Origin of the sequence: Citrobacter sp. RHB36-C18 (assembly GCF_013814485.1) — a bacterium.
Taxonomy (GTDB): domain Bacteria; phylum Pseudomonadota; class Gammaproteobacteria; order Enterobacterales; family Enterobacteriaceae; genus Citrobacter; species Citrobacter braakii.
On the sequence record NZ_CP057125.1, the window covers coordinates 1,510,461 to 1,522,908 of the forward strand.

A 12,448-nucleotide genomic window follows, 5' to 3' on the forward strand; every position below is an offset into this window, starting at 1 on the left:
TGCCTTCTTTTTTTTCATCGCAGTAGTAGTGATACAGGAGTCCCAAATGGAAATGACCAACGCTCAACGTCTGATTTTGTCTAATCAGTACAAAATGATGACTATGCTCGATCCCACTAACGCCGAGCGTTATCGTCGTTTGCAGACGATTATTGAACGCGGTTACGGCTTGCAGATGCGCGAGCTGGATCGTGAGTTCGGTGAGCTGACGGAAGAAACCTGTCGTACGATTATCGATATTATGGAGATGTATCACGCATTACATGTGTCCTGGACTAATCTTAAGGACGCGCAGGCTATTGATGAGCGTCGCGTGACCTTCCTTGGCTTTGACGCCGCAACGGAAGCCCGTTACCTCGGGTACGTACGTTTTATGGTTAATGTAGAAGGTCGTTATACCCACTTTGATGCTGGTACGCATGGCTTCAACGCCCAGACCCCGATGTGGGAAAAATATCAGCGTATGCTGAATGTCTGGCACTCTTGCCCGCGCCAGTATCACCTGAGTGCGAATGAAATTAACCAAATCATTAATGCCTGAGGGGGCGAGCGTGCAGTGCAAAGGTTTTCTGTTTGATCTGGATGGAACGCTGGTCGATTCCTTACCCGCAGTAGAACGCGCGTGGTGCAACTGGGCCGATCGTTTTGGCCTCGATCACGCCGAGGTGCTCGGCTTTATTCATGGCAAGCAGGCCATTACCTCCCTGCGACACTTTATGGTGGGCAAATCTGAGGCTGAGATCGCCGCGGAATTCACCCGCCTGGAGCAGATCGAAGCGACGGAAACCGCGGGGATCACAGCGCTGCCGGGAGCGGTTGATTTACTCAACCACCTCAATAAAGCGGGTATTCCATGGGCGATTGTGACCTCCGGATCCATGCCGGTCGCACGAGCGCGTCATCGTGTCGCGGGGCTGCCTGCTCCTGAAGTGTTTGTCACCGCCGAGCGGGTAAAAAGAGGCAAACCCGAGCCAGACGCCTATCTGTTAGGCGCCCAGCTTCTGGGTCTTGCGCCACAGGAATGCGCGGTGGTGGAAGATGCGCCCGCTGGGGTGCTTTCAGGACTGGCGGCAGGGTGTCATGTGATAGCGGTCAACGCGCCTGTGGACACGCCGCGTCTGGATGAGGTCGATTTTTCGCTGATCAGTCTGGAACATATTTCTGTGACCAAACAGCCTAACGGAAATGTGGTCGTGGTAAGAAATACCTGAACATGATTTAGCCCCAGATTGTTGGGGCTTTTTTATGGCAGAATCGATCCATCCCTCTCATTTAACAAGGATATGTTGTGAACGGTGAATTGATATGGGTTCTCTCATTGCTGGCGATTGCCGTCGTCTTGTTTGTCACTGGCAGAGTGCGTATGGACGCGGTCGCTTTGCTGGTCATCATTGCCTTTGTTCTGAGCGGAACATTGAGCATCACAGAAGCCTTTTCCGGATTCAGCGATCCTAACGTTATTTTGATAGCGGCATTATTCATTATCGGCGACGGCCTGGTGCGTACCGGGGTGGCGACAGTAATGGGTGCCTGGCTGGTGAAGGTGGCTGGCAGCAGTGAAGTCAAAATGCTGGTGTTGCTGATGATTACCGTTGCCGGGCTCGGGGCGTTTATGAGTTCGACCGGCGTGGTCGCCATCTTTATTCCGGTGGTCTTAAGCGTTTCCATGCGCATGGAAATTTCCCCTTCACGCCTGATGATGCCGCTGAGCTTTGCCGGCCTGATAAGCGGCATGATGACGCTGGTGGCGACGCCGCCTAACCTGGTCGTCAACAGTGAACTGTTACGTGAAGGACTCAACGGGTTCAGCTTTTTTAGCGTTACCCCGCTGGGGCTGGTGGTTCTGGTACTCGGCATAATTTATATGCTGCTGATGCGCTTTATGCTCAAGGGAGAAGATTCCAGGCAGCCGGGAGACGGCTGGAAACGCCGGACCTTTCGCGATCTGATTAAAGAATATCGTCTGACCGGGCGCGCGCGTCGGCTGGCGATTCGTCCCGGTTCTCCTATGATTGGCCAACGTCTGGATGATCTGAAGCTGCGTGAGCGCTACGGGGCAAACGTGATTGGCGTGGAACGCTGGCGTCGCTTTCGTCGCGTAATAGTCGACGTTAACGGGGTTTCTGAGTTTCGCGCCCGTGACGTATTGCTGATTGATATGTCCGCGGCCGATGTCGACCTGCGTGAATTTTGCAGTGAACAGTTTCTGGAACCGATGGTACTGCGTGGCGAATACTTCTCGGAGCAGGCGCTTGATGTGGGGATGGCCGAGATCTCTCTGATCCCTGAATCGGAATTGATCGGCAAAACGGTACGGGAAATCGCTTTTCGTACCCGCTACGGGCTGAATGTCGTTGGGCTGAAGCGCGATGGTGCGGCTCTGGCTGGAGCGGTGGTGGATGAGCCATTGCTGATGGGCGATATCATATTAGTGGTGGGCAACTGGAAGCTCATCACACTGTTGGGACAAAAAGGGCGTGATTTTGTCGTGCTGAATATGCCCGAGGAAGTCAGTGAAGCTTCTCCGGCGCACAGCCAGGCACCGCATGCGATTTTCTGTCTGGTGCTGATGGTCGCTCTGATGCTCACTGATGAAATTCCCAATACGGTGGCTGCGATCATCGCCTGTCTGCTGATGGGGAAATTTCGCTGTATTGATGCCGAAAGTGCCTATAAAGCGATTCACTGGCCAAGCATTATTTTGATTGTCGGGATGATGCCCTTCGCGCTGGCTTTACAAAAAACCGGCGGTGTCGATTTGGTGGTGAAAGGGCTGATGGATGTCGGCGGCGGGTATGGCCCGTATATGATGTTGGGCTGCCTGTTCGTGCTGTGTGCGACTATCGGGTTATTTATCTCCAACACCGCGACGGCGGTGCTGATGGCGCCAATCGCGCTGGCGGCTGCAAAGTCGATGGGCGTTTCACCGTATCCTTTTGCGATGGGGATTGCGATGGCGGCATCCGCAGCCTTTATGACACCTGTCTCTTCCCCGGTAAACACTCTGGTGCTCGGACCTGGCAACTACAGCTTTAGCGATTTCGTGAAGATTGGCGTACCGTTTACCATCATTGTGATGGCGGTGTGCGTGGTGATGATCCCGATGCTGTTTCCGTTTTGATGTTGTTGTCTGATGGCGACGGGGATGTCGTCGTCGCCACCGGGTCATGCGTTTATAGCGGAGAATCCTGGCTGATTTCATCTAATGAGAGGTGAAAGCTCGGGACAAACACGTCCATAAAGTAGTCCATCTCTTCGCTGCGTCGCGACTCCAGCGTTTTTTCCAGACGCGTCTTGGCAAGCAGAAATTCGTTATTACCGGCAGAGAGTTCCTCCAGACACTTCAGATACGCGCACAGGGCATCGGCCTGTTTAACAATCGATCTCTCTTCTTCACTTAAGGCATGTTCATCAATGAGCGGCGCAAAAATATCGCGCAGTTCATCAGGTACCATATCGACCAGCTTTTGCTGAGCAATTTTCTCTATCGCTTTATATTCCTGCGCAATCTGCGAGTTGAAATATTTCACCGGGGTAGGGAGATCACCGGTCAGCACTTCTGACGCATCGTGATACATCGCCAACAGAGCAATACGCTCAGCATTAACCTGACCACCAAATTTGCGGTTTTTGATCGCGGCCAGCGCATGGGCAACCATGGCAACCTGCAGACTGTGTTCAGACACGTTTTCGGTGCGCACGTTGCGCATCAGCGGCCAGCGATTAATGAGCTTCAGACGGGAGAGGTGGGCAAAAAAATGGCTCTGCTTCATAACGACCCTTATATGATGGCAACCTAAGAGTCATTTTGCGCAGAGAAGGCTGTCAGATGCAAATACTCGTCATTCATCCGACAGCCTTTGTTTAATTACAGCTGGTGATACCCTGACAGGAAACGCTCAAATTTACTCAGCGACATTTCAATATCGTCAATACGCGGCAGCGTGACGATGCGGAAATGATCCGGCCACGGCCAGTTGAACGCTGTTCCCTGAACCAGCAGTACTTTTTCCTGCAGCAGGAAGTCGAGCACCATCTTCTGGTCGTCATGAATGTTGAAGCGTTTAGCATCAATTTTCGGGAACATATACAGCGCGCCGCGCGGTTTTACGCAAGAGACTCCGGGAATGTCATTGAGCAGTTCCCAGGCGCGGTTGCGTTGTTCATACAGACGCCCACCAGGCATGATAAATTCGCTGATGCTCTGGTATCCGCCCAGCGCGGTCTGAATGGCATGTTGCGCCGGAACGTTGGCACACAGGCGCATAGAGGCCAGCATCTCAAGACCTTCAATATATCCTTTAGCATGTTTCTTCGGCCCGTTCAGCACCATCCAGCCCTGACGGAAACCGGCAACGCGATAGGTTTTTGACAGGCCATTGAAGGTGATGGTCAGCAGATCCGGCGCCATTGCAGCGATGGAGTGGTGTTCAGCATCGTCGTAGAGAATTTTGTCGTAAATCTCATCCGCAAAGATGATGAGGTTGTTCTGGCGAGCAATCTCAACAATCTCCATCAGCAGCTCTTTAGAGTAAACAGCGCCGGTTGGGTTGTTTGGGTTGATGATGACGATTCCACGCGTACGCGGCGTGATTTTGGCGCGGATATCATCCAGGTCCGGGAACCAGTCTGATGATTCGTCACACAGGTAGTGCACGGCATTACCGCCGGAGAGCGATACCGCCGCCGTCCACAGCGGATAATCAGGAGCAGGAACCAGCATTTCGTCCCCACTGTTCAGCAATGCCTGCATAGCCTGCACAATTAATTCAGAAACGCCGTTGCCGATATAAATATCTTCCACGGTTACATCGCGCATACCACGGGCCTGGTAATGCTGCATAATCGCTTTACGGGCGGAATAAAGGCCTTTGGAGTCGCAATATCCTTGCGCTGTTGGCAAATTGCGGATCACATCCACCAGTATTTCATCTGGCGCTTCAAACCCGAATGGCGCCGGGTTGCCGATGTTCAGTTTCAGAACCTTATTGCCTTCTTCTTCCAGGCGCTTTGCTTCCTTCAGAACCGGGCCGCGAATGTCATAACAGACGTTTTCTAATTTGCTGGATTTTTCAATGGGGGACATGAACGTTGACCTTTTTAGCTGTGAATGCCACTCCCTGCCATGGAAGTCAGCCCAGCACAATGTACTCCCACGGCGGTGAGTTTTGAAGGGTCTTTAGTAGAAGATTTTGAAAAGTTATGAAGTGATAATAAACTGTTAACAACTAAATAATGTAAATATCATGAGATAATAATCTATCTGGATGTGTTTTATTGGTAGTATGTTTTGTTTTATTGGTTTGTTTGTGGTGATTTGTTTGGTCAAAAAAAGTTAAGCCTGTAAAGCGAAATGTCACGGGTGTCTAAGCTGGATGAGGTAATTCGAAAATACTGAGGTTTTAACTGCGGGACCTGTTATCGGCCTGATCCGTACGTGATACGGTGTGAATTCATTGTTAAGCAGAATTAATGAATTGAAGAATTCTTAATTAATTATTATTTAATATTTAAACGACATTAAATTGAATGGGCCAATAATAGCAAAACCGCTGCTCTGACATAACACCTGGTAGCCTGGAATTATTCACGATAACACTTATAAATATAGTGGTTTTAGGTTAAGATAAGTCTCATGAAATGGTAAGTAGTCTGAATTTTAAGATAATTCAAATGTTTGTTGGTTGTTCCTAACACACTGAAAAGTTAGTTTTTAATGTGTAAATTATTGTTCGTTAACTTTTTTTTAAATTTACAAAATTTACATGTTTTCCCTAAGTCAGAATCATCCAGCAGCTAAAAATTCGGCTCTTTCTCGTTGCTATATTCCGATGAATATCACGGGAATTAAAATAGCCAGGAAAGAGAATTGTTTCGTTTGTTAAACCAAATACATCCTTATTTTCACTTGGTTACACTAAGCGAAACTGCGAGGGAGGCACATTACAAATGGAGTTGTTTGATTCCAAATGCACAGCATTAACCCGGTATGACCCGCGAGTAAGTGAAAAACTATGATAAATGCAAATCGTCCGATAATTAACCTCGACCTCGATCTGCTGAGAACCTTCGTTGCTGTTGCCGACCTGAATACCTTTGCGGCTGCGGCAACTGCGGTATGTCGAACTCAGTCTGCGGTGAGTCAGCAAATGCAGCGTCTTGAGCAACTCGTGGGGAAAGAGTTGTTCGCGCGCCATGGACGCAACAAACTACTGACCGAACATGGTATACAACTGTTGGGTTACGCCAGAAAAATACTGCGCTTTAATGATGAGGCATGCTCATCATTAATGTTTAATAATCTTCAGGGAGTGTTAACTATCGGTGCTTCTGATGAATCAGCCGATACCATACTGCCTTTCCTGCTCAACCGGATAAGTTCGGTTTATCCGAAGCTTGCGCTAGATGTGAGGGTCAAGCGTAACGCCTACATGGTGGATATGCTGAAGTCGCAAGAAGTGGACTTGGTTGTGACTACCAACCGTCCTGGCGATTTTGAATGTCTGAATCTGCGTACCTCGCCAACGCATTGGTACTGTGCTGCCGAATATATTCTGCAAAAAGGTGAGCCGGTACCGTTGGTTCTGCTGGACGATCCGAGCCCGTTTCGCGATATCGTGCTGGCGACATTAAACGCTGCTCAGATCCCGTGGCGTCTGGCTTATGTTGCTTCAACCTTACCTGCGGTTCGCGCGGCGGTAAAAGCAGGGCTCGGCGTCACTGCACGGCCTGTTGAAATGATGAGTCCGGATTTACGCGTACTGGGCGCCGCCGACGGATTACCGCCATTGCCTGATACTGAGTATTTGTTGTGCTGCGATCCGTCCACGCAAAATGAGTTGGCAGAAGTTATCTTTAAGTCGATGCAAACGTATCAAAATCCTTGGCAATACAATCAGTTTACCCCTGAAGGGGGAGATGACTCGCTGATTGTTGAAGGCGACTTTGAGTAATCCGTCACAAAAAATCGTTTTAAAATGTTAGTGTAAAAAAGAGCCACTGGTGATGAAAAAACATCCAGTGGCTCCTTTTTTATGCAAATATTGCCGCTTTATGTCATTTGCTATACTAAAACTTAACAAAATCAGAAGGTAAAAAAACGGCCTGACATCTGGTTGAAAAATAAGCAGCAGCGTTACTAATTGTTTCCATGTTAAAAAACTAGAGAAATTGTTGCTGTTTTTTATGGTGAATTAACAAAAGCGTGTCACAGATCAAGAAAATACTCCCATTTAGGGGGAGGCATCTGGGTGAATTCCTGTCAAAATAGGTGAGTATTATCTTTTTTACTTCACTACGGACACGATTCAACAACATTAAAAATGACCGATGATGCGATCGAAATTGGTCTAAATAGCACTTTATGTTAATGAAGTTGGAGTGGTGTAAAATAATGTGAGGAAACTTTTGTTAAAGTTGACAAAAGGTTATAGAAAGGAGTAAAAAACCCCATCAATTAGCTGTATAAAATGGTTTTTCACAGTGATTGTAAGGTTTTTTTTATTCCTCCCCATGAATCGATGTGGCGTTCATCTGCCGAAAAGAGCAGAGAATTTGGCGCTACTTTTGATGAGTAAGCAATGAGTATGTCAACATCCACTGAAATCATCGCTCATCACTGGGCATTCGCTATCTTTCTTATTGTTGCCATTGGCCTGTGCTGCCTGATGCTCGTCGGCGGCTGGTTTTTAGGTGGTCGCGCGCGCGCGAGATCTAAAAACGTGCCGTTTGAATCAGGTATCGACTCGGTCGGCACCGCCCGCTTGCGCCTGTCTGCCAAGTTTTATCTGGTAGCCATGTTCTTCGTTATCTTCGACGTTGAAGCGCTGTATCTGTTCGCATGGTCAACTTCTATCCGTGAAAGCGGCTGGATTGGCTTTGTGGAAGCTGCAATTTTTATTTTTGTGTTACTGGCAGGTCTGGTTTATCTGGTGCGTATTGGCGCGCTGGACTGGACGCCCGCGCGTTCACGCCGCGAGCGTATGAACCCGGAAACGAACAGTATCGCTAATCGTCAACGCTAACCGCGAGGCATTAAGATGGATTATACGCTCACCCGCATAGATCCTAACGGTGAGAACGACCGTTACCCCCTGCAAAAACAGGAGATCGTAACCGACCCCCTGGAGCAAGAAGTTAACAAAAACGTGTTCATGGGCAAGCTGCATGACATGGTTAACTGGGGCCGTAAAAACTCAATTTGGCCATATAACTTTGGCCTTTCCTGCTGCTACGTTGAGATGGTGACCTCGTTTACCGCCGTGCACGATGTGGCCCGTTTTGGTGCGGAAGTACTGCGTGCATCGCCGCGTCAGGCTGACCTGATGGTCGTAGCCGGAACCTGCTTTACCAAAATGGCGCCGGTTATTCAGCGCCTCTACGATCAGATGCTGGAACCGAAATGGGTTATTTCCATGGGCGCATGCGCCAACTCCGGCGGTATGTACGACATCTATTCTGTGGTGCAGGGCGTTGATAAATTTATTCCGGTCGATGTGTACATCCCGGGATGCCCGCCGCGTCCGGAAGCGTATATGCAGGCTCTGATGCTGCTGCAAGATTCCATTGGCAAAGAACGCCGTCCGCTCTCCTGGGTGGTTGGCGATCAGGGCGTTTATCGCGCCAATATGCAGTCAGAACGCGAGCGTAAACGCGGCGAACGTATTGCTGTAACGAATCTTCGTACACCAGACGAGATTTAATTTGCGCCTGTCGGCAGCAGCACTTCCTTCGCTTATCACTACATAAATAGCGCGAAGCACTGCCGACCACCACGGACCATTTGCAATGGTGAACAATATGACCGACTTAACCGCGCAAGACGCTGTATGGCAAACACGGGATCACCTTGATGACCCGGTCATTGGCGAACTGCGCAACCGTTTTGGGCCGGATGCCTTTACCGTTCAGGCGACTCGCACCGGGGTACCTGTTGTTTGGGTCAAGCGTGAACAATTACTGGAAGTTGGCGATTTCCTAAAGAGACTGCCGAAACCTTACGTCATGCTGTTTGACTTACACGGCATGGACGAACGTCTGCGTACGCACCGCGAAGGGTTACCTGCCGCGGATTTTTCCGTTTTCTATCACCTGATCTCCATTGAACGCAATCGCGATATCATGCTCAAGGTGGCATTGTCTGAAAACGACCTGCGCGTACCGACGTTCACCAAACTGTTCCCGAACGCCAACTGGTATGAGCGTGAAACCTGGGAAATGTTTGGCATCGACATCGAAGGTCACCCGCACCTGACGCGTCTGCTGATGCCGCATACCTGGGAAGGTCATCCGCTGCGTAAAGACTACCCGGCGCGTGCGACCGAATTCGATCCGTTTGAGCTGACTAAAGCCAAACAGGATCTGGAAATGGAATCACTGACCTTCAAACCAGAAGAATGGGGCATGAAGCGTAGTTCCGAAAACGAGGACTTCATGTTCCTCAACCTCGGTCCTAACCACCCGTCTTCTCACGGTGCGTTCCGTATTGTGCTGCAGCTTGATGGCGAAGAAATCGTCGACTGCGTGCCTGACATCGGCTACCACCACCGTGGCGCTGAAAAGATGGGTGAACGTCAGTCTTGGCACAGCTACATTCCGTACACCGACCGTATCGAGTACCTCGGCGGCTGCGTTAACGAAATGCCTTACGTACTGGCCGTTGAGAAACTGGCTGGCATCACCACGCCGGATCGCGTCAACGTGATTCGCGTTATGTTGTCTGAACTGTTCCGTATCAACAGCCACCTGCTGTACATCTCCACGTTCATCCAGGACGTCGGCGCGATGACGCCGGTCTTCTTCGCCTTTACCGACCGTCAGAAAATCTATGACGTAGTGGAAGCGATCACCGGTTTCCGTATGCACCCGGCCTGGTTCCGTATCGGCGGTGTAGCACACGATCTGCCGCGCGGTTGGGACAAACTGCTGCGTGACTTCCTCGACTGGATGCCAAAACGTCTGGATTCCTACGAGAAAGCCGCACTGCGTAACACCATCCTGAAAGGCCGTTCGCAAGGCGTTGCCGCTTACGGTAAGAAAGAAGCGCTGGACTGGGGTTGTACCGGTGCTGCGCTGCGTGCGACCGGTATTGATTTTGACGTGCGTAAAGCGCGTCCATACTCTGGCTACGAAAACTTTGACTTTGAAGTCCCGGTTGGCGGCGGCGTGTCCGACTGCTATACCCGCGTGATGCTGAAAGTTGAAGAGCTGCGCCAGAGTCTGCGCATCCTTGAGCAGTGCCTCAACAACATGCCGGAAGGCCCGTTTAAAGCGGATCACCCGCTGACTACGCCGCCGCCGAAAGAGCGCACGTTGCAACATATCGAAACCCTGATCACCCACTTCCTGCAGGTTTCGTGGGGACCGGTTATGCCGGCAAACGAGTCCTTCCAGATGGTGGAAGCGACCAAGGGTATTAACAGTTACTACCTGACCAGCGATGGCAGCACCATGAGTTACCGTACCCGTATCCGTACCCCGAGCTATGCGCACCTGCAGCAGATCCCGGTAGCGGTACGTGGCAGCCTGGTGTCCGACCTTATCGTCCACCTGGGTAGTATCGATTTTGTTATGTCAGATGTGGACCGCTAATTATGCACGAGAATCAACAACCACAAACCGAGGCTTTTGAGCTGAGTGCGGCTGAGCGTGAAGCGATTGAGCACGAGAAGCACCACTACGAAGACCCGCGTGCGGCGTCCATTGAAGCGCTGAAAATCGTTCAGAAACAGCGTGGCTGGGTGCCGGATGGGGCGATCTATGCGATCGCTGATGTGCTGGGGATCCCGGCAAGCGACGTAGAAGGTGTTGCCACGTTCTATAGCCAGATCTTCCGCCAGCCGGTAGGTCGCCACGTGATCCGCTATTGCGACAGCGTGGTGTGCCATATCAACGGCTATCAGGGGATCCAGGCTGCGCTTGAGAAAAAACTCAACATCAAGCCGGGGCAGACGACCTTTGACGGTCGTTTTACGCTGCTCCCGACCTGTTGCCTGGGGAACTGCGATAAAGGGCCGAACATGATGATCGATGAGGATACTCATGCTCACCTGACCCCGGAAGGCATTCCCGAACTGCTGGAGCGGTATAAATGAAAGACATTATCCGTACTCCCGAAACGCATCCGCTGACCTGGCGTCTGCGTGATGACAAACAGCCGGTCTGGCTGGACGAATACCGTAGCAAGAACGGCTACGAAGGTGCACGTAAGGCCCTGACCGGGCTGTCACCGGACGAAATCGTTAATCAGGTAAAAGACGCTGGCCTGAAAGGGCGCGGCGGTGCGGGTTTTTCCACCGGTCTGAAGTGGAGCCTGATGCCGAAAGACGAATCCATGAACATCCGTTACCTGCTGTGTAACGCCGATGAAATGGAGCCGGGTACCTATAAAGACCGTCTGCTGATGGAACAGCTGCCGCACCTGCTGGTGGAAGGCATGCTGATCTCCGCGTTTGCTCTGAAAGCGTACCGTGGTTACATCTTCCTGCGTGGTGAATATATCGAAGCGGCTGTGCATCTGCGTCGCGCGATTGCCGAAGCAACCGAAGCCGGCTTGCTTGGCAAAAACATCATGGGCACCGGTTTCGACTTCGAACTGTTTGTCCACACCGGGGCAGGGCGCTATATCTGCGGTGAAGAGACGGCGCTGATTAACTCCCTTGAAGGTCGTCGTGCTAACCCACGTTCCAAGCCGCCGTTCCCGGCAAGCTCTGGCGCTTGGGGTAAGCCGACCTGCGTTAACAACGTCGAAACCCTGTGTAACGTACCAGCTATCCTCGCGAACGGCGTGGAGTGGTACCAGAACATTTCGCAGAGCAAAGACGCGGGCACCAAGCTGATGGGCTTCTCAGGTCGCGTGAAGAACCCTGGCCTGTGGGAACTGCCTTTCGGTACTACCGCGCGCGAGATCCTCGAAGATTACGCGGGCGGCATGCGTGATGGCCTGAAATTCAAAGCCTGGCAGCCGGGCGGCGCGGGTACTGACTTCCTGACTGAAGCGCACCTCGATCTGCCGATGGAATTCGAAAGCATTGGTAAAGCCGGTAGCCGTTTGGGCACCGCGCTGGCAATGGCCGTCGATCACGAGATTGGCATGGTTCCTCTGGTGCGTAACCTCGAAGAGTTCTTTGCCCGCGAGTCCTGCGGCTGGTGTACGCCGTGCCGTGACGGTCTGCCGTGGAGTGTGAAAATTCTGCGCGCGCTGGAGCGTGGCGAAGGCCAGCCTGGGGATATCGAGACGCTTGAGCAACTGTGTCGTTTCCTCGGCCCGGGTAAAACCTTCTGTGCACACGCCCCGGGTGCGGTAGAGCCACTGCAGAGCGCCATTAAATATTTCCGCGAAGAATTCGAAGCTGGCATCAAGCAGTCCTTCAGCAATACCCATCAGATTGGTGGTATTCAGCCGAACCTGCTGAAAGAGCGCTGGTAATAGCAGGGTAACCCTGAATCG

At 51.3% G+C, this 12,448-nt stretch carries 11 protein-coding genes; 9 read left to right on the forward strand and 2 right to left on the reverse strand.

Annotation, left to right across the window (positions count from 1 at the left end):
• The first annotated feature begins 46 nt into the window (after positions 1–46).
• The 3 genes from HVZ52_RS07125 to HVZ52_RS07135 all read left to right on the forward strand — a co-directional run bounded on the left by HVZ52_RS07125 (position 47) and on the right by HVZ52_RS07135 (position 3,121).
• On the forward strand, positions 47–541 hold the full coding sequence (locus tag HVZ52_RS07125; RefSeq protein ID WP_016153841.1) for a YfbU family protein: 495 nt from the start codon (positions 47–49) through the stop codon (positions 539–541).
• A complete protein-coding gene (locus HVZ52_RS07130; protein ID WP_181599275.1) occupies positions 534–1,211 on the forward strand; it encodes a sugar phosphatase in 678 nt (225 codons plus the stop codon). The genes HVZ52_RS07125 and HVZ52_RS07130 overlap by 8 nt, the downstream gene beginning before the upstream one ends.
• Before the next feature lie 77 nt (positions 1,212–1,288).
• Positions 1,289–3,121, forward strand: coding sequence for an SLC13 family permease (locus HVZ52_RS07135; protein WP_016153839.1), 1,833 nt, complete (start codon positions 1,289–1,291; stop codon positions 3,119–3,121).
• Positions 3,122–3,173: 52 nt separating this feature from the next.
• Here HVZ52_RS07135 and yfbR read toward each other — a convergent pair whose 3' ends face one another.
• Positions 3,174–3,773 carry a 5'-deoxynucleotidase gene (yfbR, locus tag HVZ52_RS07140; protein WP_003028083.1) on the reverse strand — a complete coding sequence of 200 codons (600 nt, stop codon included), beginning with the start codon at positions 3,771–3,773 and terminating at the stop codon, positions 3,174–3,176.
• 95 nt (positions 3,774–3,868) lie between these two features.
• Complete coding sequence (gene alaA / locus HVZ52_RS07145) at positions 3,869–5,086, reverse strand: alanine transaminase AlaA (RefSeq protein ID WP_005129483.1); 1,218 nt, start codon at positions 5,084–5,086, stop codon at positions 3,869–3,871.
• Between the two features lie 928 nt (positions 5,087–6,014).
• Between alaA and lrhA the strand changes: the two genes are divergently transcribed.
• From lrhA to nuoF, 6 genes are all read left to right on the forward strand, one after another.
• Positions 6,015–6,953: a transcriptional regulator LrhA gene (gene lrhA / locus HVZ52_RS07150; protein ID WP_181599050.1), complete on the forward strand. Its 939-nt coding sequence runs from the start codon at positions 6,015–6,017 to the stop codon at positions 6,951–6,953.
• 627 nt (positions 6,954–7,580) lie between these two features.
• Complete coding sequence (gene nuoA / locus HVZ52_RS07155; RefSeq protein ID WP_003028077.1) at positions 7,581–8,024, forward strand: NADH-quinone oxidoreductase subunit NuoA; 444 nt, start codon at positions 7,581–7,583, stop codon at positions 8,022–8,024.
• Between the two features lie 15 nt (positions 8,025–8,039).
• Positions 8,040–8,702, forward strand: coding sequence for an NADH-quinone oxidoreductase subunit NuoB (nuoB, locus tag HVZ52_RS07160; RefSeq protein WP_003028075.1), 663 nt, complete (start codon positions 8,040–8,042; stop codon positions 8,700–8,702).
• A gap of 85 nt (positions 8,703–8,787) precedes the next feature.
• Positions 8,788–10,590, forward strand: a complete 1,803-nt coding sequence (gene nuoC / locus HVZ52_RS07165; protein ID WP_016153837.1) for an NADH-quinone oxidoreductase subunit C/D — start codon at positions 8,788–8,790, stop codon at positions 10,588–10,590.
• A gap of 2 nt (positions 10,591–10,592) precedes the next feature.
• Positions 10,593–11,093: an NADH-quinone oxidoreductase subunit NuoE gene (gene nuoE, locus HVZ52_RS07170; protein ID WP_003028069.1), complete on the forward strand. Its 501-nt coding sequence runs from the start codon at positions 10,593–10,595 to the stop codon at positions 11,091–11,093.
• Positions 11,090–12,427, forward strand: coding sequence for an NADH-quinone oxidoreductase subunit NuoF (gene nuoF, locus HVZ52_RS07175; RefSeq protein WP_016153836.1), 1,338 nt, complete (start codon positions 11,090–11,092; stop codon positions 12,425–12,427). The genes nuoE and nuoF overlap by 4 nt, the downstream gene beginning before the upstream one ends.
• Positions 12,428–12,448 lie beyond the last annotated feature (21 nt).